Below are 24236 nucleotides of genomic sequence, written 5' to 3' on the forward strand. Positions count from 1 at the left end.
GCGCAGAGCGTCACAGACTGAGTTCCCACGCAGAGCGTGGGAACTATCGCAGGTAGAGCCCAAAGACAATCAACAGGCTCTTAAGGAATCAGCTTGGCGTCGCGCAGGTGCTCGAATACAGCGAAGAAGGCGTCGTCGCTGGCCTGGTAGTCGAGGAAGCCCAGCTTGCGGCTTTTCGACATGTCGGTGACCACTTCGATCGGTCGGCCAAGGTCGGCGTCGGTGTGCCAGGGCGAGATCAGTCGCTCGATTTTCGCTTCGGCGAGGCCGTGCTTGGCGGCAAGCGTATGCCAGATCTCGGCATCACCGGCCATCTGTTCTTCAAGCGGTGCAGGCTGGCCTTCGAAAGCGGCGGCTTCGATGCCGAACCACTCGGCGATGCGCTGCCACATCCAGCTCCAGCGGAACACGTCACCGTTGACGATGTTGAAGGCCTGGTTGGCAGCTGCCGGGGTGGTCGAGGCCCAGTGCAGTTGCCTGGCCAGCTGGCGGGCGTCGGTCATGTCGGTCAGGCTGTTCCACTGCACGGCCGAGCCGGGGAAGCGGAACGGGCGACCGGTTTCGCGGCAGACCGAGGCGTAGACGGCGAGGGTGGTCGCCATGTTCATGGCGTTGCCGACTGCCACACCGGTGATGGTGTGCGGGCGGTGCACGCTCCAGGTGAAGCCATCGCGCTTGGCGGCGGCGAACACTTCATCTTCCTGGGCGTAGTAGAAATTCTCCACATCAAGGCGGCCCTGTTCCTCGCGGAACGGCGTCTGCGGCAGGCTGCCCTTGCCGTACGCTTCGAATGGGCCGAGGTAGTGCTTGAGCCCGGTGACCAGCGCGACATGCTTGACGCTGCCGGCTGCACGCAGGGCGTCGAGCACGTTGCGGATCATCGCCGAGTTGACGCGGATGTTCTCCGCTTCGGTGGCCTGGCGTGCCCAGGTGGTCAGGTAGACATGGCTCGGCTTGAGCCCCTCGAGTGCGCTTGCCAGCGAGGCCGGGTCGAGCAGGTCGGCGGCCAGCGGGGTGATGTTCTCGGCGGCCTTGGGGTTACGGGCCAGACCGGTGACCTGCCAACCCTGATCGGCCAGCAGGCGGGAGGTGGCGCTGCCAACGATGCCGCTAGCGCCAACGACCAGTGCGTGATGTGTCATTAGAGATTCCTTCGAAGATAGAGCCTTGGCACCATAGCGATGCTGACGACTCAAACCAAGACGGCACCAAAAGGTAACCACCCCGATGCAAACCGGATCTCCCGAAGAACAATGGCGCGAGGACTGCGCGCCGCGGCGTGTGCTGGAACTGTTTTCCACCAAGTGGACGAGCATGATCCTGCACACCTTGCACGCCCGCCACGGCGGCAGCGCCCGTGCGGGTGTGCTGCACCGCAGTCTGCCCGGCATCTCGAAGAAAATGCTGGTGCAGACGCTGCGTGAACTGGAAACCAGCGGGCTGGTGAACCGGCAGGTGTACGACAGCGTGCCGCCGGCTGTCGATTACTCGCTCACCGAACTGGGCCAGCGGCTGGTCGAGCCCATCGAACTGATCTACGACTGGGCCCGACAGAACGCACCGGCTCTCGATGCGCTGCAACCCAGGCAGTCATCGCGCAGGCGCTGACTTCGAGGGAATGGTCGAGTTGTAGGAGCCCCGACCTCGGGGCGAATCGTAGTGGTAACGCCGATAACGGGCTGTGCCCACCATCGTTTCGCGCCGAGGGCGACGCTCCTACGGGTCTGTGATTCTGATGGCGCCTACGCTCCCGTGGGAACGATCAAATTTTGCTAGCTCCCACGCTCCGCAAAGGAGCAGCTATCGTGGCAATCCTCGTCCACTCACTTGACTTCACAGAGCCTCCAAATGTAGGAGCGGTACATTTGCTGCCTTGATAATGACCTCTACAGCACTTGGCTCTCTGGTAAGCCCAAGATCAAAAACAGTATCCTCGTGTAGGTCGAGCCAATCTTCTAGTAAAAGTGGCATCAGAACTTGTGCTGTAACATCTGTTTTGGACAGTACCTCGCGCAAGGCATCGCTTTGCCTGGCCTACACCGTTGCTAAAACCTCATCAATGTCCGCCATAGGGCTCAGTGGATAAAAGCTATAATGTGCTGCCCCAGTTCGGGAGTGGCGCGGCTCTTATGTTTCTGGTGGATAATTGTAGTCCCACCGAAAAAAACCATGCTCTTTGAATTCATCGCCTCTTATGGACTCTTTTTTACTTTTTATATAGTTTGGCGGTGGACACGTCACGTTCTTCATCCAGTAGCCAAGAAACCCGTCGTTGATGCCTGGTAAACTAATCATTTCAGCATGAAATGGGTTGAGCTCGGGGAGGGAGAAATATACGAATTCTCCTATGGACTCTTTTATCCACTCTTCCGGATCTTGTGTCTCATGTAATGGTGTTTGGTGCAGTGGGGATTTTGCTAGGTCTACAAAGTCTCGGATATGTGTCATTGACCAATTGCAAAACTCTAGAGTCTCTCCGGTATCAAAGGCGATATCACTCAGACGATCTACCGTTTCCTCTGGTGGCGTTGGGATACGATCACTGAAGTGCTCCACGTTCTTTTCAATGCATAGTAGAAGGTACCTCGCGACCAGTGAGCCCAAGTGATGAACTACCAACGCCGGATGCTCGCCGGAACCACCGCCAATAACTAAGTTCTCGGGTGAGCATGAAAAGTCGTATTCGCCCCAGGCACCATCTTTAATGGTCTCAAGCGGGTGGTAGATTGGTAGGCCATTAATATAGCCGACCAGTTCATGCTTAATGGAGTCAATGTAGCTCATGTCTTTGCCTAAGTCTTGGTTAATAGGGCGAGTTGAGCTGATAGTGTTTACAGGCCCTTAGCTGAACAGCTGGGTGCGCATCGACTGCCATGCCTCCCAGCAATTCTCTGCGACGATATCTGGATAGCCTCTTTTTTGCTCGCTATCTAGCGCGGCGCTGAAAGGGAGTTTTACGCAGGTCGCATTGTTGCGGATATCAATTACTTCCTGCTCGGTGAGCGGAGCACCTTTTTGCTTTTCTGCCGCGTGGAGAACGGTCACTAACGCGGGAATGAAAACCAGGCACAATGGGCCGTCAGGTGTTTTGGTCATGTCGACTCCTACCAGCAAACTGTACGTCAAAGATGAGCCCGGCACGTCCAACCATTCTGGTGGCGCCCACGCTCGAGCGTTGGTGCCTGATCTGGACGCTCTGCGGCCAATGCTTAGTCACTCAACGATCAGTTTCCAGTGGGTGCTGTCTTGGCTTTCACGGGCTGCGGTCGAACCATGCCTTGCGGCCAGTAGACGATGCAGCCGGCAGGGGCATTGCCGTAGCAGTTATGGGGGCTGTAGCTGGAAAAATCCGGTTCGAAGCCCAGGTCGCGCATGCACTTGGCCTGTTCCTGGATCTTTTGCACACCTGCACTCATCTGATCGATGAAGTCGCACTGCTTGAGCGCCGTATCGACATCGGTTTTGGCTTGCCTGGTGGGTTCCCACATTACCCGTGCAGGCTGAGCCGGTTGGTAGTACGAAGCACAGCCGGCAACGCTGGCGGCGATCATCCCTGCAATCAATTTCTTCATACGTCTGTCTTCCCTGTGATGATTTGAAGCCATGAATGCCTGGCGTACAGGACATGCGGTCCGGCCGTCACGCCGGCTGCATGCCCGCGCGCTTGAGCAGTTGCTTGCAGCGTTCCGAAAGGTGCACCACGCGCAGGTGTTTGCCGGCCTTGCTGTAACGCTCGCGCAGGGTCATCAGGGCGGCGATGGCTGAGTAGTCGACGAAACTCAGGTGGCGGCAGTCGAGGGTCACCTCGGCGGGGTCGTTGGCGGCGTCGAACAGGTTGAGGAACGGCGCGGTGGAGGCGAAGAACAGGGTGCCGTGGGGCAGGTAGAGCTTGCTGCCGTCGGCTTCGATATGGCTGTCGGCGTAGAGCTCGCGGGCGTGATGCCAGGCGAAGTTCAGCGCGGCGATGACGATACCGCAGAGCACGGCGGTGGCCAGGTCGGTGAGCACGGTGATGACGGTCACCGCGATGATCACCAGCACGTCGTTCAGCGGCACCTTGCCAAGCACTCGCAGCGAGGCCCAGGCGAAGGTCTGCTGGGCGACCACGAACATCACGCCGACCAGTGCGGCCAGGGGAATCAGTTCGATCAGCGGTGAAAGGAACAGCACGTAGAGCAGGATCATCACCCCGGCGACGATGCCCGAGAGCCGACCGCGGCCGCCGGAGCTGAGGTTGATCATGGTCTGGCCGATCATCGCGCAACCGCCCATGCCGCCGCACAGGCCGGAGGCGATGTTGGCCGCGCCCAGGGCCACGCACTCGCGATCCGGGTGGCCGCGGCTTTCGGTGATCTCATCGGTGAGGTTGAGGGTCAGCAGGGTTTCCAGCAGGCCGACCATGGCCATCAGCACGGCGTAGGGGAGGATGATCCACAGGGTCTCCAGGCTCCAGGGAATCTGTGGCAATGCCGGCACGGGCAATCCACCGGCGATCTGCGCCATGTCGCCAAGGGTATGGGTGGGCAACTGCAGGAAGTAGGTGAGCAGGCCGACGCTGAGGATCGCCGCCAGGGCTGGCGGTATGGCGCGGGTCAGACGCGGCAGGATGTAGACGATGGCCATGGTCAGCGCCACCAGACCGAGCATCAGGTACAGCTCGTTGCCGGCTATCCAGTGGCCGTCATGCTGGAAGTGCTCCAGTTGCGCGGTGGCGATCACGATGGCCAGGCCGTTGACGAAACCGAGCATCACCGGGTGCGGCACCATGCGCACCAGCTTGCCCAGGCGCAGCGCGCCGAAGGCCAGCATGATCAACCCGCCGAGCAGTACCGTGGCGAGCAGGTATTGCACGCCGTGCTGCACCACCAGGGCGACGATGACCACCGCCATGGAGCCCGCAGCACCGGAAATCATCCCGGGTCGGCCACCGAACAGGGCGGTGATCAGGCAGATGAAGAAGGCGCCATACAGGCCCATCAGCGGGTTGACCTGAGCCACCAGGGCGAAGGCGATGCACTCCGGCACCAGCGCGAACGATGACGTGAGACCGGCCAGGACATCGGCGCGCAGACGAGCGATTTTCATGGGTTACCTGATCGAGCAAGACGGACGGCCCGGCGTGGAGCCGAGCGTGGCACGGCCTGTGCGGCCTTGGCGTTGAAAGGTTGCCGATGGTAAGGAATCGTCGAGGCGAAGGCCAGTGCCGGGGATCTGGATGGCCATGTCGCCGAGGCCCTGCGGCAAAACAACCAGCCGACGAAATGTGGCCTGGCTGGCATTTGGAGCGACCAATAGGTCTAATCTCCTTTTTCTCCGGCGACCAATCGACATTACACTGTCGCCTGCCCAAAAACGATGACGAGGTAAACACGTTGATTATTCACCCTAAAGTTCGTGGCTTCATCTGTACCACCACCCACCCGCTGGGTTGCGAGCGCAACGTGGCCGAGCAGATCGAGGCCACGCGCAAACTGGGCGTGCGTAACGACGGTCCGAAGAAGGTGCTGGTTATCGGCGCCTCCAGTGGTTACGGCCTGGCCGCGCGCATCACGGCCGCTTTCGGCTTTGGCGCCGACACCCTGGGCGTGTTCTTCGAGAAGCCGGGCACTGAAACCAAGGCCGGTACCGCAGGCTGGTACAACTCGGCTGCGTTCGACAAGTTCGCCAAGGCCGAAGGCCTGTACAGCAAGTCGATCAATGGCGACGCCTTCTCCGACGAAGCCCGCGCCAAGGTCATCGAGCTGATCAAGAACGAAATGGGCGGCAAGATCGATCTGGTGATCTACTCCCTGGCTTCGCCGGTGCGCAAGCTCCCGCAAAGCGGTGAAGTGATCCGTTCGGCGCTCAAGCCCATCGGCCAGCCGTACAAGTCGACCGCCATCGACACCAACAAGGACGTGATCATCGAGGCCGCCATCGAGCCGGCCAGCGAGCAGGAAATCGCCGATACCGTCACCGTCATGGGCGGCCAGGACTGGCAGCTGTGGGTCGACGCCCTGGCTGGCGCCGGCGTGTTGGCCGAAGGCGCGCGTACAGTGGCCTTCAGCTACATCGGCACCGAAATCACCTGGCCTATCTACTGGCACGGTGCCCTGGGCAAGGCAAAGCAGGATCTGGACGAAACCGCCCTGCGCCTGGACCAGAAACTGGCCGGTGAAGTCAAGGGCGGCGCCAACGTGGCCGTGCTCAAGTCGGTAGTCACCCAGGCCAGCTCGGCCATCCCGGTGATGCCGCTGTACCTGTCGATGGTATTCAAGATCATGCAGGAAAAAGGCATCCACGAAGGCACCCAGAACCAGCTCGACCGCCTGTTCCGTGACCGCCTGTTCCGCACCGACGGCGCCCCGGCTGAGGTCGATGAAAAAGCCCGCCTGCGCCTGGACGATTGGGAGCTGCGTGACGACGTACAGGACGCCTGCAAGGCCATGTGGCCACAGGTGACTACCGAGAACCTGTTCGAACTGACCGACTATGCCCTTTACAAGAAGCAGTTCCTCAACCTGTTCGGTTTCGAGCGCAGCGACGTGGACTACGACGCTGACGTGGCTACCGACGTCGAGTTCGACGTGGTTCAGTTGTAACCGCTCTTTCCGCGGCTGTGAAAAAGGGACGCCTCGGCGTCCCTTTTTGCATTGCGGCCTGGGCCGCTCAGCCCACCGGTTCGTCGGTGTTCACATAGCGAGGCACTTTCGCCAAGGGCAGGCGACGTGCCTGTTCGACGCTGATGCCTGGGCGCTTGGGTAGCGATTCCAGGCGCTGCGGCTGGCCAGTCTGCAGAGCGCGTTCGATAGCAGCGAGGATGCGCACGTCGCGCCAGCCTTCGTCACCATCGGGCTCCGGCTCGCGGTTCTGCAGGATGCAGTCGGAGAAGTACTGGGTCTGGCCGCCGAACTGATCGACCACCGGATGGCTGTGCTCCTTGGTCTCGTCACCGATGATGGCACGGTAGCTGATCCCTACGCCCTCACCGAAGCCGAAGCAGGGCGAGGCTTCGAACTCGCCTTCGCTGCCGATCACTTGCAGGCGCTGGCTGCCGGGCAGGCTGTAGCTGACGGTGAACACCGCCAGGCGCTCGTCTGCGAAGCGCAGGGTAACGCTCACGGTGTCCGGTGTGTTGATCTCGCGGCCGGGTGTCTGGACGGCCACGGCACGCACTTCCAGGGGCTCGTCGTCGAACAGGTTGCGTACCGCGTTGATCGGGTACGGGCCCATATCGGTCACCGGGCCTGCCCAGTAGCCGCTCTGCATACGGTGGTTGGCCGGGTCGACGGTCTGCGTGAAGGTGGCGGTGAACAGCCGCGGGTCACCGATATCGCCCGAACGGATCCGGTGGATCATCTCCACGGTGCCGGGTTCGAAATGCAGGCGGTAGGCGATCATCAGCTTGGCGCCGGAGCGCTCGGCAGCGGCGGTGATGGCCTTGCAGTCTTCTTCGCTGGTTGCCATGGGCTTTTCCAGCAGCACGTGGATACCGGCTTCCAGGGCGGGCTCGGCGAACTCGCGGTGACGGAAATTCGGCGTGGCCAGGTAGATGGCATCGATCTCGCCCGAGGCGAGCAGCGCGGGGAATTCGTCGTAGCTGTAGCTCTTGATGTCGTACATCGCGGCCAGTTCATCGGCCTTGATCGGGTCGCCGGTCACCAGCGCGGTGATCACCGAATTGTCGGTCTGGCCGACGCCAGGCATGAATGCGCCCTGAGAAATCCAGCCACCTGCGACCACTGCATAACGAACCTTGCCTTGAGCATCGGGCATGTCATCGACTCCTGTGCAACACCGAACCGGATTGTTCGGTTTATTGGGGCTGTTGACGTTGCAGGGCGCGCCGAGGGGCTCGGGCGTGCTCATGCGCAAACGTCAACAGACCCTAGAGTCGGCAGGCATCGGCACGTGAAGTTCAGTAAAAGCGCCTGCCGGTCTTGGTGCACCGGCGTCGCTTGAACCACACGGGAAATCATCCGACTATTCTGTGGTCAGTATTGGCGCCATCCAAGGCGCACCCGTTACGTTGTTTATGGAGAGTTGCAATGAAAGCCCTGATTTCCAGCCTGTTGCTCGTCGCTGCCCTGCCGGCACTGGCCGACACCGCGTCCAATCCACGTTGCGAGGCGAAGGTGGCGGACATCCAGCAACAGATCCAGGCTGCCAAGACCGCTGGCCATGACGGCAAGGTCAAAGGGCTGAACACGGCACTGGAAAACGTCCGTGCCAATTGCACCGACAAGGCGTTGCTGCGCGAGCTGGAAGGCAAGGTCGGCGAGGCGCGGGACGAGGTGCGCGAGCGTGAGGCGGATCTGCGCGAGGCCGAGCTGAGCGGCGACGCCAGCAAGATAGCCAAGCGTCAGGCCAAACTGGAAGAAGCTCGCGGGGAACTGCAGCAGGCCGAGACCGAGCTGAGCCCGGCCCCCAAGCAGCAGGCTGAATGAAAAAAGGGAGGCTGGCCGAGCCGCCGTCCTCCCTGTTTCACCATGCGGCGCCGGGTTGCCCGGCGCCTGCCGTCAGGTTCTGAAACGCCCCACCAGTCCATTCAGCTCGCCGGACAGTGCCTCCAGGCGCTGCGAGTCGCTGCGTGCCGAATGGGCCAGTTCCTCGACCAGTTGTGCGTCGGTCTGGATCTGCGCGATGTGCCGGTTGATGTCTTCGGCCACGTGGTGCTGTTCTTCGGCCGCCGTGGCGATCTGATTGTTCTGATCGCGAATCTCGTCCACCGAGCTGCGGATCTGCTCGAAGCTGTCGCGAGCCTGCTGAATCCGTTCGACGCTCTGCTGCGACATGCTCAGGCTGCTCTGCATCTGCTTGGTCACGTCCTGGGTACGTTTGGCCAGGCCACCCAGCAGGCTGTCGATCTCGCCCGTCGAGTCCGCGGTGCGTTTGGCCAGTGCGCGTACTTCGTCGGCGACCACGGCGAAGCCGCGGCCCTGTTCACCGGCACGCGCGGCCTCGATGGCGGCGTTGAGGGCCAGCAGGTTGGTCTGCTCGGCGATCGAACGGATGGTGTCGAGGATGGCATTGATGTTCTTGCTGTCCTGCTCCAGCACCTGCATGGCCTGAGCCGACTTCTGCAGGTTCTCGCTCAGCCGCGAGACGCTGCCGGTGGCTTCGTCGATCTGCAACTGACCATCGTGCACCTGACGCTGGCCGGAGTCGGCCGAGGAGGCGGCATGGCTGCAGGAGCGGGCCACTTCGTTGGCGGTGGCGACCATCTCGTTGAAGGCGGTGGACACCAGCTCCACGGCCTCGCGCTGACGGCCGGCGGCGTCGTTCATGTCGCGGGCCACGCGGGTGCTGGCATCCGAGGCGGTTTGCAGATCCGCCGAAGCGCTGCCGATGCGTTGCACCAGGGTGCGGATGGCGCCGAGGAACTGGTTGAACCAGCGTGCCAGCAGAGCGGTTTCGTCATTGCCGCGCACGTCGAGGTTGCGGGTCAGGTCGCCTTCGCCCTGGGCAATGCCTTCCAGGCCACCGGCCACGCTGCGGATCGGTTTGACGATCAGACCGGCGAAGCTGGCGCCAACGATGGCGAACAGTACGGCCAGTACCGCGGCGATCACACCGATCTGCCAGGTCAGGCTGGTGGCCTTGGCCATCACCTCGCTGCGTTCGATCAGGCCGATGAAGCGCCAGCCGAGGGCTTTCGATGACCAGACGTTGGCCATGTAAGGCACGCCGTCCAACTCTATCTCCACCAACCCGTTTTCCACGCCGGCCAGTTCCTTGTAGCCGTCGCCCAAGTCGCTGATCAGCTTGAAACCATGGGCAGGATCGCGCGGGTCGACCAGCACGTTGCCGTTGCTTTCCAGCAGCATCAGGTAGCCGCTCTCGCCGAGCTTGATCTGCTTGACCAGTTCGGTGAGCTGCTTGAGGGAAACGTCCAGGCCGAGCACGCCGGCCGGTTGGCCCAGGTCATTTTCTATGGTGCGCACGGTGCCCATCAGCACCACGTCGTCCGGTGCCCAGTAATAGGCGGAGGTGCGTACGGTTTTGCCTGGCGAGGCCATGGCGGTCTTGTACCAGGGGCGTACGCGCGGGTCGTAGTTGCTCAACTTGGCGTCGTCGGGCCAGGACGCGTAGCCGCCGTCGGGCTTGCCGATCGACAGATAGGCGGTGCTCGGGTGGCTGGCGGCGAACTCGCCGAACATCTTCAGAAACGCCTGATTGTTCTCGTTCAGCGGTATCCGCGCGGCATCGGCACCGGAGTAGTCCTTCAACTCGCCGGCGTTGCGTATGTCGGGATGCTTGGCCAGGTACTCGACGTTCTGCGCGATGGCATCGAGGAACTGATTCATGGCGTTCTCGATCTGACGGATCTCCCGGCTGCTACTGTCGAGGAAGTCGTCCTGCGCCTGCGCGCGCAGGTTGATCACCACCACGACCGCGACCAGCACGACGGGCACACAGGCGATGGCCGCGAAGGCCCAGGTGAGTTTCTGTTTGATGTTCACGGGTTGTTCCTGCTCGAGCGAGAGATGTTGTTTTTGAAGCGAGAGGCAGTAAACGAGAAAGCATCGGGCCTTGTGCCGGCCTGTGAACACTGAATCGGCTGGGGGCGGATTAACTTGAGTGGTATTTGGTATTCCAGGCAAGACTTTTTCTTCGCCTGGAATGAAGGGAGGGGGGAGGATTTGCGAACGGCCGGCGTCACTGCTCGTGCGAGTCGCCTGCCTTGTGCCGCCACGGTGAGTAGTCGAGATTGACGATGAACACGTGCTGACCCTGAGCGTTGGGCTTCTGCCCGGGTACCAGAGGGACATCGCGCAATGTCGCACAGGCATGCCCCAGATGATCGAGCAGGCTGTTGTCCTGCTTGAAATCACGACGCCTCAGCCGGTGAGGTTCGATGATCACCTCGCAGCCAAGCACGTTGCGGTGTTCATCCAGCATGCCGATCAAGCGTGCCTTGCCGATGCTGTCGATCGGCTGATCGGCGAACAGGTGTCTCCAGAAGTATGCGCTTCGCTGATTGACGGCGGTGCTCCTGGCCTGGCGAGCCGCATCCACCTGGCGCAGGGGGAACTGGAGGGGGGCAACTATCTCGGTGCTCGCACCTTCATCGAACATGTGCGCAGGAATGGGCGGCAGAACGGTCTGCCAGCACAGGCTGTTCATCCGCTCAGCCAATTGTGGATTGTAGGCAAAGCCACCGGAGTTCTTCGCGTTGCTGGCGGGGCGCGCCTTGCAATCGAGCAACTGATTCTGGCGGTCCAGGACGTAGACCATCTCGAAACTTCCGACCTGCCACTCCGGGTTCGCCTCGATACCGACGGTGCGCACCGCGTTCATGGACGCCAAGACGAAATACTCCTTCGCGAGTTCGTCTGGCGTTTTAGTGGCGGGTGTGGGTGCCTGGGTGCTGCAGGCCACCAGCAGGAAGCTGCCGGCGAGTAGTGCCAGGGACTGCTTGAGCATGACATTCCTTGTCTGAAATCGAAGGTGACGCGGATTCTACAGCTGTGCGCTGCGCCTGTGCTCGCGCCTGCTCGCATGGATGAACACCACCACGAACAAGGCGCTGAGCAGTACCACGATGGTCGGCCCGGGAGCGCTGTCGATGAAGAAGCTCAGGTACACGCCGCTCAGTGCCGCCCCCACGGCGATGCCCACGGCGGTGAAGAGCATGGCGCCCATGGTGCGGGTGAGCAGGAAGGCGATGGCGCCAGGGGCGATCAGCAGCGCCACGGTGAGCACGATGCCGATGGCCTTGAGGGCGCCGACGATGGTCAGCGACATCACCGCCAGCAGCCCATAGTGCAGCAGGCGCACCGGTAAACCGACAGTGCGCGCCTGCACCGGGTCGAAGGCGTGCAGCAGCAGGTCGCGCCATTTCAGACCGATGAATGCGGTGACGGCCAGGGCGATCAGGCCGCTTTCCAGCAGGTCGGCCCAGCCGATGCCGAGCATGTCGCCAAACAGGATGTGGTCCAGGTGCACGTCGCTGTGAATCTGCGTGTACAGCAGCAGGCCGAAGCCGAACATGCCGGAGAACACCACGCCCATCAGGGTGTCCTGCTTGATCCGGCTGTTTTCCTTGAGATAGCCCGAGGCGACCGCGCACAGCATGCCGGCGACGAAGGCGCCGAGCGAGTAGGGCAGGCCGACGATATAGGCGATGACCACACCGGGAAACACCGCGTGGGCGGTGGCGTCGCCCATCAGTGCCCAGCCTTTGAGCACCAGAAAGCACGACAGCAGCGCAGCGGGGATGGCCACCAGCACGGCGATCAGCAGGGCGTACTGCATGAAGTCGATTTGCAGCGGTTGCAGGAGTATCTCCATGGTCACATCTCCAGCCGTGCCTGGGCGGCCCGGCGGCGGGCGGCGAGCAGGCCATGCTTGGGCGCGAAGACGAAAGCCACCAGGAACACGCAGGTCTGCAGCACGATGATGATCGCCCCGGTGGCGCCATCGAGAAAGTAGCTGGCATAGGCGCCGATGAAGCAGCTCAGGCCGCCGATGCAGCCAGCGATCAGCAGCAGCCGCTCGAAACGGTCGCTGAGCAGGTAGGCGGTGGCGCCCGGGGTGACGACCATGGCGATGACCAGAAAGGCGCCGACGGTCTGCATGGCCGCCACGGTGCAGGCGGACAGCAGGATGAAGAAGATCGCCTTCAGCCGCGTCGGGCTGAGGCCGATGGAGCGGGCATGGTGCTCGTCGAAGAACACCACCATCAAGTCCTTCCAGCGCACTGCCAGCACGGCCATGGTGATGCCGGCGATCAACAGCAACTGCAGGGTGTCGCCCGGCGTGATGGCGAGAATGTTGCCGAGCACGATGGTCTGGATGTTCACCGAGGTGGGGGACAGCGACACCATGAACAGCCCGAGGCCGAAGAACGACGAAAAGATCAAACCGATGATCACGTCTTCCTTGAGCTTGCTGCGCTGATTGAGGAACAGCATGGCGCCCGCCGCCAGCGTGCCGGCACCGAAGGCACCGAGGGCGAAGGGCAGGCCGAGCATGTAGGCCCCGGCGACGCCGGGGACGATGGAATGCGCCAGGGCGTCGCCGATCAGCGACCAGCCCTTGAGCATCAGGTACACCGAGAGCAGCGCGCAGACCACGCCGACCAGGGTCGAGACCCACATGGCATTGACCATGTAGCCGTAGGAAAAGGGTTCGAGCAGGGTGTGCACTATTGGTCCTTTTCGTCGACGCGGCCGCGGATGGTCGATTTGCCGTCGTAGAGCACCAGCGGGCGCTCGTCGTCGGTGATGATGCCGATCAGCGGCGACTTGTCATCACGGCCTTCGCCCGGCAGTTCGAAGTGACGCAGCACGCCGCCGAAGGTGCGCTCGAGATTCTCGCGGGTGAACACCAGCTGGGTCGGCCCGTAGGCCAGCACGGTACGCGCCAGCAGCACGGTGCGGTCGCAGAACTCTGGCACACTGCCCAGATTGTGGGTGGAGACGAGCATCACCCGGCCCTCGTCGCGCAGTTCGCCGAGCAGCCGCACGATGGCGTCCTCGGTCTTCACGTCGACCCCGGTGAAGGGTTCGTCGAGCAAGATGACCCGCGAATCCTGGGCCAGGGCGCGCGCGAGGAACACGCGTTTCTTCTGTCCGCCGGACAGCTCGCCGATCTGCCGTTTGCGCAGGTCGCCCATGCCGACCCGTGCCAGGGCCGTTTCAACCGCCTGGCGGTCGGCGGCCTTGGGACGACGCAGCATGCCCATGTGACCAAAGCGGCCCATCATCACCACGTCTTCGACCAGTACCGGAAAATTCCAGTCGACGTCTTCACTCTGCGGCACGTAGGCGATCAGGTTGCGTTTCAGGGCATCGCGCACCGGCATGCCGAGCACGCTGATGCTGCCATGGGCAAGCGTCACGAAGCCCATGATGGCCTTGAACAGCGTCGACTTGCCGCTGCCGTTGACGCCCACCAGGGCGGTGATGCTACCGCCCGGGCTGCCGAAGCTGGCATTGCGCAAGGCGGTGTGGCCGTTGCGGTAGGTCACGCTGATGTCATCGACACGAATGCCGTCGAGGCTGTCCTCTTCGTGCAGGGCGTTGGGCATTATTCGGCCAGCCCGTCAGCGATGGTCTGCGAGGTGACGCGCAGCAGGTCGAGGTAGGTCGGTACCGGGCCGCTCGGTTCGCTGAGCGAATCGACGTACAGCACGCCGCCGTACTTGGCGCCGGTTTCCCGGGCGACCTGCTGGGCTGGCGAAGCGGAGATGGTGCTTTCGCTGAACACGGCGGGAATCTTGTTGGCGCGCACTGCATCGATCACCTTGCGCACCTGTTGCGGGGTGCCCTGCTGATCGGCGTTGATCGGCCACAGGTACAGCTCCTTGAGGCCGAAATCGCGGGCCAGGTAGCTGAATGCGCCCTCGCTGGAAACCAGCCAGCGGCGGTTCTCCGGGATCGCCTGCAGGCGCTCGCGGATCGGCGTTACGGTGGCCTGAATGCGTGCCTTGTAGGCTTCGGCGTTGGCCTTGTAGGTTTCGGCATTGGCGGCGTCGTGCTCGACCAGTGCGTCACGGATATTGTCGATGTAGATCATCGCCGAGTCCGGCGACATCCAGGCGTGGGGATTGGGTTTGCCGCCGTATGGACCTTCGGCGATGCTGATCGGCTCGACGCCATCGCTCAGCGTCGCGGAGGGCACGCCCTGCAGGCGCTGCAGAAAACGTTCGAACCACAGCTCCAGGTTCATGCCGTTACGCAGGATCAACTGCGCGTCGCGGGCCTTGAGGATATCGCCCGGCGTCGGCTGGTAATTGTGGATCTCGGCACCCGGCTTGGTGATCGATTCGACCACGGCGGCGTCGCCAGCGACTTCGCGGGCCATGTCGGCGAGGACGGTGAAGGTGGTGACGACCTTGAACTTGCCCTCGGCGGAGGCCAGGTGCGGCAGCAGGGTCAGAAGGAGGGCGGCGAGCAGGGGGGCACAGGTGCGCGAGCGGATCCGATTGAACATCTTCATCCTCATATGGCTTGACCGGTCAAATCACCGGGATGGTCATTACCCCCGGACAGGGCTGCCACTCTAGCGATAAATCGTCGCTAATGAAAACTATTGGCATTAGAGATTTGTTTTCGATGCATGCCGTTCGATGTTGCGTTATGGCAGCGAACGACGGCTGTGCTCAGCGTAGCTGCTGGAGCGCATGCATGTGAGCCGTTGCAGCGCTGGCAGGTTCCGCCAATGTGATCGCGGCGACCGTGGCATGGGTGAAAATGCACAAGCCCGCAACCTGTGCGGGCTTGTGCGGGTGGTCAGTCGCAGGGTGGGGTATCACTCACCCTGCGGCTCAGGGCCAATGCAAGCCCCTCGTCCGATCGCGCTTGGCTTGGCGGCTCAGCTGCCGCTCTTGATCTTGGTCCAGGCACGGGTGCGTACCCGCTCGACTTTCTGCGGCAGGGGTTCGACGCTGTAGAGGGTTTTCTGCCCCTCGGCGGTCGGGGTCAGGTCGGCGTTGTCGCTGATCGCCTTGTCCACCAGCAGCATGCCTGCCTTGTTGGGGTTCGGGTAACCGAGGAAATCGCTGATCGGTGCGATCACTTTCGGGTCGAGAAGGTTGTTGAGGAACTCATGAGCTTCCTCGACGTTCTTGGCGCTGACCGGAATGGCGAAGGTGTCGAACCAGATCGGTGCGCCTTCCTTCGGCAGGCGCCATTCGACCTTCACGCCGTTGCCTGCTTCCTTGGCGCGGTTGGCGAACTGGTAGAAGCTGCCCGAATAGCCGATGGCCACGCAGATGTCGCCGTTGGCGATGTCGGTCATGTACTTGGCCGAGTGGAAATAGGTCACGTACGGGCGGATGCTCATCATCAGCTCGGTGGCCTTGTCGTAGTCAGCCGGGTTGGTGCTGTTCGGCGGCAAACCCAGGTAGTGCAGCGCCAGCGGCAGGATCTCGTTGGGCGCGTCGAGCATGGCGACGCCGCATTGCTTGAGCTTCTCCATGTTCTCGGGTTTGAACACCAGATCCCAGCTGTCCACCGGGGCGTCGGCGCCGAGGGCGGCCTTGACCTTGTCCGGGTTGAAGCCGATCAGCACGGTGCCGTACATGTACGGCACGCCGTACTGGTTGCCGGGGTCGTTGGTCTCCAGCAGCTTGAGCAGTGCGGGGTCGAGGTTCTTCCAGTTGGGCAGCTTGCTCTTGTCGAGCTTCTGGAACACGCCGGCCTTGATCTGGGTGTCGAGGAACATGTTCGATGGCACCACCAGGTCGTAGCCCGAGTTGCCGGTGAGCAGTTTGGCTTCCAGCGCCTCGTTGGTTTCGAAGGTGTCCCAGGTCAGCTTGACGCCGCTTTTCTGCTCGAAGTCCTTGAGGGTCTGCGGCAGGATGTAGTCGGCCCAGTTGTAGACCCGCAGTTCTCGAGTCTCGGCCATGGCATTGCCGACCAGCAGCGCCGCGCCGCAGAGGGTGGCGCCGAACAAACGGTGGAGATTTTTCATCGTTATGTGCTCCGGTTATTCAGGGGTGTCGGCAGTAGGCTCAGGCGCCTTCGAAACCTTCCAGTACGTTCACCGCGTTGACGCCGATCTCCTCCACGGCATAGCCGCCCTCCATCACGAACAGAGTGGGCTTGCCGAGGCGGGCGATGCGTTCGCCCATGCGCAGGTAGTCGGGGCTGTCGAGCTTGAACTGGGAAATCGGGTCTTCCTTGAACGTGTCCACGCCCAGGGACACCACGATCACGTCCGCTGCGTAATCGTCGATACGTGCGCAGGCACTCTCCAGTGCGGCGCTCCATTGCTCCCATCCGCTGCCGGAAGCCAGCGGCAGATTGAGGTTGAAGTCTTCACCGGCGCCTTCGCCGTGCTCGTCCTGGTAACCGAGGAAGAACGGGAATTCGAAAGCCGGATGACCATGGATCGAGACGAACAGCACATCGCTGCGGTCGTAGAAGATCGACTGCGTGCCATTGCCGTGGTGGTAGTCCACGTCGAGAATGGCGACCCGCTTGCAGCCCTGATCCAGGAAGGCCTGAGCGGCGATGGCGGCATTGTTAAGGTAGCAGTAGCCACCCATCAGGTCAGCGGCCGCGTGGTGGCCCGGTGGGCGACAGAGGGCGAAGGCGCCAGTGGCGCCATCGCTGATCAGCTTCTGCCCGGTAAGGGCGACCTGGGCGGCACTCCAGGCGGCCTGCCAGGTGCCGGCGGTGATCGGTGCGCCGCCGTCGAAACTGTAATAACCGAGCTGACCATGCAGGTTGTCCGGCACCACGCTGCGCAGGGTGCGGGCCGGCCAAGTGAAGGGCATCAGGTCACCGTCACGCCCCATGGCGGCCCAGCGTGCCCAGGCGCCTTCGAAAAAGCTCAGGTAGTCGCGGTGATGAATGCGTTCGATCGGTGCTCGGCCGAAATCGCTGGGGGTGATGACTTCACCCAGTTGCTGCTGGCGCACGCGGGCGAGCACATGGTCGGCTCGCGACGGCATTTCGAAGCAGGGCTTGAGCTCCCCGTCGATGATTTCGCAGCGGCCATGATGCAGGTGATGGTCATCGCTGTAGATCGTACGCATGGCTGAGTCTCCGACTTGGACAGCTGCATTCTTGGCCCGAGTCTGGCGCTGGCGAAATGAGCGCAATGGCCAAAAGGGGATAGATGTGGCCACGAAATGGCGCAGCAGCGATCCGTATCGGTGCAGGTCTAGGCGCTGACCGGGCGCCGATAGCGGCTTGGCGATACGCCGCTCCAGCGCTGGAAGGCGTGGCGGAAACTGGCGGTTTCGCTGTAGCCGAGTGCCTCGGCGATCCGTGCGATGGGCAGCCGTTCCTGGTCCAGCAGGTGGCGTGCCTGCTCGAAGCGCAGCTCATCGAGCAGGGTTTGATAGCTGGTGCCGACTTCTTGCAACTGCCTGCGCAGGGTGCGCGACGAGCAACGCAGCTGGCGCGCCAGGCCATCCAGGCCAGGCGCCGTCGGCAAGTGGTTGGCGAGCAACTGGCGTACGCGGGAAATCAGCGCCAGGTGGGAGATGAACTCGCGGTTCAGATGGCGGCAGCGTTCCAGGGTGTCGCGGTGAGTCACCGGGTCTGCCAGGGGCAGGCGTCGATCCAGCCACTGGCTATCGAAAACGATGGCGTTGTCGGCGGCATTGAAGCGCACTGCACAAGCGAAGTCGCGGCTGTACTGACGCTGGTAGCGCGGCGCTCGATGGCTGAAACGGGCCGCGTCGAGGGGCAGGGTGCGACCGAGCAGGTCCTCGCAGATCAACTTCAGCGAGGCCAGACAGAACTCGGTGTTGAAGGTCTCCAGTTCCGCCGCATCGCGATAGTGGCTGGCCTCGATCCAGGCCTGCGAGCCATCGCGGCGCAGACGCAGGTCGAAGAGGGTGCCGAGCAAGGCGGGAAAGCTGAAGGCGACCTCCAGCGCATCGCCCAGCGTCGATGCCGAGAGCAGGCTGAAACCCAGCAGGCCATAGGACGATACATGCATGCGCCTGCCGAGCAGCAGGCCGAGATCCTGACGCCTGGCGGTGGCATTGCGAAACACCTGGCGTTCCTGGGCGATGCTGATGCGCATCTCCGGACGCTGCAGGTCCGCCGCGTCGATGCCGCTGCCAGCCAGGAGTTCGTGAGCGTTGCAATCGCCATTCTGGCAAAGGGTATCGAGGGCCAGGACGACGGCATGCAGGGTGGTCAGATGGGCGTGCAGCATGGGGACTCGCCTTCTCGGGGCAGACCCTAAGATCACGCAATAAGCGTGCCTTGCGCGCTCCTGAGCCTGTTCAGGCGTTTCACCGGAAACTGCGCTCGACAGATGTAGGAGAAGGTAACGCCGAGGCAGCCCGTAGCCTGGTGTGCAGCGCAGCGATACCCAGGGCGGTGTCGCTGCGCTCGACCGGGCTACAGCGCCACGAACAGCAGAAAGGTGCCGAGGATCAGGCGGTAGATCACGAACGGCAGCATGCCGATGCGATCCAGAGCGGCGAGGAACAGCTTGATGCACAGAAACGCCGACACGAACGACAGGCCGATGCCCCAGGCCATGTCGCCCCAGTGCGCGCCGTTGCCTTCTTCGATCAAGTGCAGGGTCTTCAGACTGCCGGCGGCGAGAATCAGCGGAATCGACAACAGGAAGGAGAAGCCAGCGGCGCTCTTGCGGTCGAAGCCGAGCATCAGTGCGGCGGTCATGGTGATGCCCGAGCGCGAGGTGCCAGGAATCAGCGCGAGCATCTGTGCCAGGCCGATCAGCAGGGCGTGGCGCCACGTCATGCGGCTCATGTCGGCATCACGGCTGCCTTTCACGTCGGCCCACCAGAGCACCAGGCCGAAGACGATGGTGGTGGTGCCGATCACCAGCATCGAACGGGTGTATTGCTCGATCACCGATTCGAAGATCAGCCCGGCCAGTGCGGCCGGGATGGTCGCCAGGATGATCATCCAGCCCATGCGGCTTTCCGGGCTGGCGCGGCGGTACAGAACGTGACCCAGCCAGCCGCTGACGATTGCCGCGATCTGCTGGCGAAAAGCGAGCACCACGGCCATCAGGGTGCCGACGTGCACGGCAACGTCGAAGGCCTGGCCCTGATCGGGCCAGCCCAGCAACTGCGAGGGCAGAATCAGGTGCGCGGAGGAGGAGACGGGAATGAATTCGGTAATGCCCTGGATGAGCGACAGGATGAGCAGGTGGAGCCAGTCCATGGGTTTCCTTATGAGGGAGTGAGCGAACGCGGACTGCGGGTATGACCCGGTGAGACCTGTTTTTCTCCGCGCTGCAGCTCGATTCCTTGAGATTCGCCTGCATTCTAGCCATGCCGGTCGTCTCCGGACCAGTGCTGGCCAGCCTGTGGCACTGCCGTGACGCCGCGGATTTGCTATCGTGTGTGCCCCCTCGCTCGGATGCTCCCGGTCGAGGCCTCCCGAAGACCCCCACGAGATTGCTCCCCATGCACCGCGCAGCATCGCCGGCACCTGGCCGGCCCCTGACCCGTAGCGATTACAAGACCCTGTCCCTGTCTGCCCTGGGCGGCGCGCTGGAGTTCTACGACTTCATCATCTACGTATTCTTCGCCACCGTGGTCGGCAAGCTGTTCTTCCCGCCGGACATGCCCGACTGGCTGCGCATGCTGCAGACTTTCGGCATCTTCGCCGCTGGCTATCTGGCACGCCCCCTGGGCGGCATCATCATGGCGCATTTCGGCGACCTGATCGGACGCAAGCGCATGTTCACCCTGAGCATCCTGATGATGGCGGTGCCTACGCTGATCATGGGTCTGCTGCCGACCTACGCACAGATCGGTATCTTCGCGCCGCTGCTGTTGCTGCTCATGCGCATGATCCAGGGCGCGGCGATTGGCGGTGAAGTGCCCGGTGCCTGGGTGTTCGTGTCCGAGCACGTGCCGGCGCGCCACATCGGTTATGCCTGCGGTACGCTGACCTGCGGCCTGACCACCGGCATCCTGCTCGGCTCGCTGATGGCCACGCTGATCAACAGCGTCTTCACCGCCGAGGAAGTGCTCGACTGGGCCTGGCGCGTGCCGTTCCTGATCGGTGGTGTGTTCGGTCTGTTCGCCATGTACCTGCGCCAGTGGTTGCACGAGACGCCGGTGTTCACCGAGATGCAGCAGCGCAAGGCCCTGGCCGAGGAACTGCCGCTGAAAACCGTGGTGCGCGACCATCGCGGCAGCGTGGTGATTTCCGCGCTGCTGACCTGGCTGCTGTCGGCCGGCATCGTGGTGGCGATCCTGATGACGCCGACCTTTCTGCAGACCCTCTACGGCTTCGATGCGGTCACTTCGCTGAAGGCCAACAGCCTGGCCATCGTCATGCTCAGCATCGGCTGCATCATCAGCGGTGCCCTGTGCGACCGCATCGGTGCCGGCCGGGTGCTGGTGGTTGGCTGCAGTGCGCTGGCGGTCAGCGTATGGCTGTTCTACAGCGGCCTGCACGCCAACCCGCACTGGCTGTTCCCGCTGTATGCGTTGGTCGGCCTGTTCGTCGGCACCATCGGCGCGGTGCCGTTCGTGATGGTGCATGCTTTCCCGGCGCCAGTGCGCTTCAGCGGCCTGTCGTTCTCCTACAACATGTCCTATGCGGTGTTCGGTGGCCTGACTCCGGTGGCCGTTTCGCTGCTGGTGAAGTGGAGCCCGCTGGGCCCGGCCTATTACCTGATCGCCCTGTGCGGTGTCGGCGTGGTGGTCGGGTTAGGGCTGCTGCGCAAGGGCCGCTGAGCATTCGATTGTTTCGCACCAGCCGGCCGAGCCGGTATGGTGCGTGCACGTTCACAACGCGATGGAGAAGCCCATGAGCCTTTACGGCGATTACGATTCGCAGAACATCTTCGCCAAGATCATTCGCGGCGAGATGCCCTGCTACAAGCTGTACGAAAACGACGATGTGCTGGTGTTCCTCGACCTGTTTCCGCAGTCCTTCGGGCACACGCTGGTGATCCCCAAGCGAGCCGAGGCTCGCAATATCCTCGAGATCGACGCCGACAACCTGACCAGGCTGACCCTGGCCGTGCAGAAGGTCGCCCGGGTGCTGGTCGATGAGCTCGAGCCCGATGGCGTGCAGGTCACCCAGTTCAACGGCGCGCCGGCAGGGCAGACGGTCTATCACATCCACGTACACGTGATTCCGCGCTTCAGCGAGCAGGGCTTGCAGAACCATGGCAGCGGCAAGGCCGATCCGGCCGAGCTGGAGAAACTGCAAGCCAGGCTGGTGAAGCGCTTCCAGAGCGCTTGATCGACGCGGCGCCCACCCTGCGGATGGTGCTCGCGTTGTAGGGTGGGCTTCAGCCCACCACTTCTCCGATTCGGCGGGAGGGCGGCGCTTCGCTCAACGCCCCGCCAGCCCGCAGGGTGGGCGTTAGCCCACCAATGCTCCGCCAACCGTAGATGGACCGGGCCATGTGGCGAGCGTCGATGGGCATCGCGTTGCTCGACGCCTTCCTATGAACGCCGTCGCTTCAGCCACTGGCTCAACCATTCGTAACCGCTGACCATCAGGATGCCGCACAGCACCAGCAGGGCGCCGGCGACGAAGTTGATTTCCAGCGGTTCGTCGAGCAGCCATACGCCGAACACGATGCCGAACATCGGCGTCATGAACGACAGCACGCCGAGGCGCGAGGCGAGGTAGTTGCGCAGCAGCCAGAACCAGGCCAGAAAGCTTGCGAACGACACCAGCAGCGCCTGGAACGCCAGGCCGCCCAGGGCCACCGGCGTGGGGTTGAAGTGCAGTTGGCCGGTCAGCGCGCAGGCCAGCATCAGCAGCAGGAAGCCACCGAGCAACTGATAGAGCAGCGTCTGCGTGACCGGTGCGCTGGACAGGCGCGAGCAGCGCACCACCACGGTGGTCGCGCCCCAGGCCACGGCGCCAAGCAGGCCAAGGATATCGCCGAACATCTGCTTGCTGACATCCCGCGTCTCGAGATCCGGCGAGCCCCCTGCGAAAGACACCACGATGCCGACGAAGGCCACACCGATGCCCAGCCACTGCAGGGGTTTCAGGCGTTCGGCAGGCAGCCGCCAGTGCAGCCCCAGCGCGGCGAAGATAGGTGCCGTGTAGAGAAAGATCACCATGTGCGAGGCACTGGTATGGCGCAGCCCTTCACCGACCAGCATGAATTCCAGGGCGAACAGACACCCCACCATCAGGCCGGGCTGCCAGTTGCCTTCGCGCAACGACAGGCCGTCGCGGCGCCAGAGCATCAGCAATGCCACCAGCACGGCGGCCACCCCCGAGCGCAGAGCGAGCATCAGCATGGGCGCGACGTCATCGGCCGCTGCCTTCAGCACGACCTGCTGCAGCCCCCAGATCATGCACAGCACGACCATCATTGCCCCGGCCAGCCCGTCGATGTTCTTGCGCGTGTCCATAACGGAGCCTGCCAGTGGAGTAGGTCACCATTATGGTGCTGGCGATTTCTACTGATATAGTTCAAACCCGACAGCGCATAGCGGTTACCCGCCAGAGCGATGAAGATCGACGCCCCGCGACTGCAGATCCCCCCGTTCAGCGACGCCTTGCCGGCCCCGCTGTTCTTCCGAACCGCCAGCGTGCCGGCGCATGCGACCTATCCGCGTCATCGCCACGCCTGGGGTGAGTTCGTCTACGCCTTCAGCGGTGTCATGGAAATCGAAGTCGCCGGGCGTCACTATCTGGCGCCGCCGCAATATGGCATCTGGCTGCCGCCGGACTTGGAGCACATCGGCTTCAATCGGCACGAGGCCTGCCACTGCTCGATGTATGTCGCCCCGGAACATTGTGCCGAGCTGCCCGCCGAACCCTGCGCGCTGAGCCTGACGCCCCTGGTGCGTGCCTTGCTCGACGACCTGCGCGAATCGCCTCCCGACGCCGCGCGGCAGGCCGAGAACGAGCGGCAGTTGCAGTTGCTGCTCGACAAGTTGGCCCGGGCTCCCAAGGTCGGCAGCTACTTGCCCAGTTCCAGCGATGCGCTGCTGGAGCCGGTGTTGCGGCAGCTGACGGCCAACCCAGCGGACACTCGCTCGCTGGCGCAATTGGCCAGTCAGGCCAATACCACGGAGCGCACCCTGATGCGCCGCTGCCAGCGCGACCTGGGCATGTCCTTCGCGCAATGGCGGCAGCGCCTGCGCGTGGTCGCGGCGCTGGCGCAGTTGGAGCGCGGACGTACCGTGGAAAGTATCGCGCTGGATCTGGGTTACAGCAGTGCGTCGGCGTTCATCGGCATGTTCCGCCGGCTGATGGGCGTGTCGCCCGATGAATACCGCAAGGGCAACCTGCCGCGACAGCAATAGACGGTGGCGCAAATATCCCGGTGAGTCGTGTCGGGATTTATGGCACTGTCATGGCAGTGTGCTGGTCATACTCGACACTTAACCGAGATTCCCATGGAGGGAACCCATGCGTTCGATCTTCGTCGTACTGCCGCTGCTGGCTCTGGTTGGTTGCTCTTCGTACCAGGCCGATCCCGATAAGGTCACGGCCGTGCCGGCCGAGCGCCTGCTGGCGTACCAGACGCCGGTCAACGGTGGAGGGGAGGTCGTGGTTACCCGTGACCTGGGGCTGATGGGCGGTGGCTGTTATGTCGCCGTGCTGGTCGACCGCAAGATCGCCGCGCGCATCGCGGTGGGCGAGGAAGCACGTTTCCAGGTACCTGCAGGCAACCGTATTCTCGGCATCACCGCCGACAAGCAGGACGAAACCTTGTGTGGCAAGGGTCGCCTCAATCGTGAGGTAGCGGTGAAGGTCGAAGCGGGCGGCAGTGAAGATTTGCGAATCATCAGCCAGAATCGTGGCGGCTTCGACATCCAGCTCAGCGAGCCGAGGTAGAATCCGCCTCAACAACCCCGCACAGGACGT

At 62.9% G+C, this 24236-nt stretch carries 24 protein-coding genes; 7 read left to right on the forward strand and 17 right to left on the reverse strand.

What is annotated here, in order from left to right; genetic code table 11:
- Positions 1-80 precede the first annotated feature (80 nt).
- A complete protein-coding gene (locus FHR27_RS02570; protein ID WP_179537700.1) occupies positions 81-1142 on the reverse strand; it encodes an SDR family oxidoreductase in 1062 nt (353 codons plus the stop codon).
- An 85-nt stretch (positions 1143-1227) separates the two neighbouring features.
- On the opposite strand from FHR27_RS02570, the gene FHR27_RS02575 reads away from it, so the two are divergent.
- Positions 1228-1608: a winged helix-turn-helix transcriptional regulator gene (locus FHR27_RS02575; RefSeq protein ID WP_042552215.1), complete on the forward strand. Its 381-nt coding sequence runs from the start codon at positions 1228-1230 to the stop codon at positions 1606-1608.
- 519 nt (positions 1609-2127) lie between these two features.
- Here the strand turns inward: FHR27_RS02575 and FHR27_RS02580 are convergent.
- The 4 genes from FHR27_RS02580 to FHR27_RS02595 all read right to left on the reverse strand — a co-directional run bounded on the left by FHR27_RS02580 (position 2128) and on the right by FHR27_RS02595 (position 5085).
- Positions 2128-2784 (reverse strand): hypothetical protein, encoded by a 657-nt coding sequence (locus FHR27_RS02580; protein ID WP_179537701.1) that lies wholly within the window; start codon positions 2782-2784, stop codon positions 2128-2130.
- A 57-nt stretch (positions 2785-2841) separates the two neighbouring features.
- Complete coding sequence (locus tag FHR27_RS02585) at positions 2842-3096, reverse strand: hypothetical protein (RefSeq protein WP_042552216.1); 255 nt, start codon at positions 3094-3096, stop codon at positions 2842-2844.
- A gap of 128 nt (positions 3097-3224) precedes the next feature.
- On the reverse strand, positions 3225-3572 hold the full coding sequence (locus FHR27_RS02590) for a hypothetical protein (RefSeq protein ID WP_179537702.1): 348 nt from the start codon (positions 3570-3572) through the stop codon (positions 3225-3227).
- A 67-nt stretch (positions 3573-3639) separates the two neighbouring features.
- Entirely contained in the window at positions 3640-5085 is a 1446-nt protein-coding gene (locus FHR27_RS02595) for a SulP family inorganic anion transporter (protein WP_042552218.1), read from the reverse strand.
- 287 nt (positions 5086-5372) lie between these two features.
- Here FHR27_RS02595 and fabV point away from each other — a divergent pair, with 287 nt between their 5' ends.
- Positions 5373-6581: an enoyl-ACP reductase FabV gene (fabV, locus tag FHR27_RS02600; RefSeq protein WP_042552219.1), complete on the forward strand. Its 1209-nt coding sequence runs from the start codon at positions 5373-5375 to the stop codon at positions 6579-6581.
- A 67-nt stretch (positions 6582-6648) separates the two neighbouring features.
- Here fabV and FHR27_RS02605 read toward each other — a convergent pair whose 3' ends face one another.
- Positions 6649-7755 carry a Gfo/Idh/MocA family protein gene (locus FHR27_RS02605; RefSeq protein WP_042552220.1) on the reverse strand — a complete coding sequence of 369 codons (1107 nt, stop codon included), beginning with the start codon at positions 7753-7755 and terminating at the stop codon, positions 6649-6651.
- 272 nt (positions 7756-8027) lie between these two features.
- Here FHR27_RS02605 and FHR27_RS02610 point away from each other — a divergent pair, with 272 nt between their 5' ends.
- Entirely contained in the window at positions 8028-8426 is a 399-nt protein-coding gene (locus tag FHR27_RS02610; protein ID WP_042552221.1) for a DUF1090 domain-containing protein, read from the forward strand.
- Positions 8427-8498: 72 nt separating this feature from the next.
- Here the strand turns inward: FHR27_RS02610 and FHR27_RS27410 are convergent, their stop codons facing one another.
- The 10 genes from FHR27_RS27410 to FHR27_RS02660 form a co-directional block, all read right to left on the reverse strand.
- On the reverse strand, positions 8499-10442 hold the full coding sequence (locus tag FHR27_RS27410; RefSeq protein WP_042552222.1) for a methyl-accepting chemotaxis protein: 1944 nt from the start codon (positions 10440-10442) through the stop codon (positions 8499-8501).
- Positions 10443-10638: 196 nt separating this feature from the next.
- Positions 10639-11406 (reverse strand): hypothetical protein, encoded by a 768-nt coding sequence (locus FHR27_RS02620; protein ID WP_156152646.1) that lies wholly within the window; start codon positions 11404-11406, stop codon positions 10639-10641.
- Between the two features lie 36 nt (positions 11407-11442).
- The gene (locus FHR27_RS02625; RefSeq protein WP_179537703.1) at positions 11443-12273 is read right to left on the reverse strand and encodes a metal ABC transporter permease; all 831 of its coding nucleotides are present in this window, start codon (positions 12271-12273) and stop codon (positions 11443-11445) included.
- Between the two features lie 2 nt (positions 12274-12275).
- Complete coding sequence (locus tag FHR27_RS02630) at positions 12276-13130, reverse strand: metal ABC transporter permease (protein WP_179537704.1); 855 nt, start codon at positions 13128-13130, stop codon at positions 12276-12278.
- A complete protein-coding gene (locus FHR27_RS02635) occupies positions 13130-14014 on the reverse strand; it encodes a manganese/iron ABC transporter ATP-binding protein (protein WP_042552225.1) in 885 nt (294 codons plus the stop codon). Before FHR27_RS02635 ends, FHR27_RS02630 begins: the two co-directional genes overlap by 1 nt.
- Positions 14014-14919: a metal ABC transporter substrate-binding protein gene (locus FHR27_RS02640; protein ID WP_306456065.1), complete on the reverse strand. Its 906-nt coding sequence runs from the start codon at positions 14917-14919 to the stop codon at positions 14014-14016. Before FHR27_RS02640 ends, FHR27_RS02635 begins: the two co-directional genes overlap by 1 nt.
- 381 nt (positions 14920-15300) lie before the next feature.
- Complete coding sequence (locus tag FHR27_RS02645; RefSeq protein WP_042552227.1) at positions 15301-16401, reverse strand: polyamine ABC transporter substrate-binding protein; 1101 nt, start codon at positions 16399-16401, stop codon at positions 15301-15303.
- 40 nt (positions 16402-16441) lie between these two features.
- Positions 16442-17470 carry a histone deacetylase family protein gene (locus tag FHR27_RS02650; protein ID WP_179537706.1) on the reverse strand — a complete coding sequence of 343 codons (1029 nt, stop codon included), beginning with the start codon at positions 17468-17470 and terminating at the stop codon, positions 16442-16444.
- Positions 17471-17598: 128 nt separating this feature from the next.
- The gene (locus tag FHR27_RS02655; protein ID WP_179537707.1) at positions 17599-18606 is read right to left on the reverse strand and encodes an AraC family transcriptional regulator; all 1008 of its coding nucleotides are present in this window, start codon (positions 18604-18606) and stop codon (positions 17599-17601) included.
- Positions 18607-18794: 188 nt separating this feature from the next.
- Positions 18795-19592 carry an undecaprenyl-diphosphate phosphatase gene (locus FHR27_RS02660; protein ID WP_042552230.1) on the reverse strand — a complete coding sequence of 266 codons (798 nt, stop codon included), beginning with the start codon at positions 19590-19592 and terminating at the stop codon, positions 18795-18797.
- 245 nt (positions 19593-19837) lie between these two features.
- Between FHR27_RS02660 and FHR27_RS02665 the strand changes: the two genes are divergently transcribed.
- Both FHR27_RS02665 and FHR27_RS02670 read left to right on the forward strand, forming a co-directional pair.
- Positions 19838-21121 (forward strand): MFS transporter, encoded by a 1284-nt coding sequence (locus FHR27_RS02665; RefSeq protein WP_042552231.1) that lies wholly within the window; start codon positions 19838-19840, stop codon positions 21119-21121.
- A gap of 73 nt (positions 21122-21194) precedes the next feature.
- Entirely contained in the window at positions 21195-21635 is a 441-nt protein-coding gene (locus FHR27_RS02670) for an HIT family protein (protein ID WP_042552232.1), read from the forward strand.
- A 206-nt stretch (positions 21636-21841) separates the two neighbouring features.
- Here the strand turns inward: FHR27_RS02670 and FHR27_RS02675 are convergent, their stop codons facing one another.
- Entirely contained in the window at positions 21842-22771 is a 930-nt protein-coding gene (locus FHR27_RS02675) for a DMT family transporter (RefSeq protein ID WP_042552233.1), read from the reverse strand.
- Positions 22772-22870: 99 nt separating this feature from the next.
- Here FHR27_RS02675 and FHR27_RS02680 point away from each other — a divergent pair, with 99 nt between their 5' ends.
- Positions 22871-23671 carry an AraC family transcriptional regulator gene (locus tag FHR27_RS02680; protein WP_042552234.1) on the forward strand — a complete coding sequence of 267 codons (801 nt, stop codon included), beginning with the start codon at positions 22871-22873 and terminating at the stop codon, positions 23669-23671.
- Positions 23672-23777: 106 nt separating this feature from the next.
- Positions 23778-24206: a 3-isopropylmalate dehydratase gene (locus FHR27_RS02685; RefSeq protein ID WP_179537708.1), complete on the forward strand. Its 429-nt coding sequence runs from the start codon at positions 23778-23780 to the stop codon at positions 24204-24206.
- The last annotated feature ends 30 nt before the right edge of the window (positions 24207-24236 follow it).

The sequence above is a fragment of the Pseudomonas flavescens genome (assembly GCF_013408425.1).
Taxonomy (GTDB): Bacteria; Pseudomonadota; Gammaproteobacteria; order Pseudomonadales; family Pseudomonadaceae; genus Aquipseudomonas; species Aquipseudomonas fulva_A.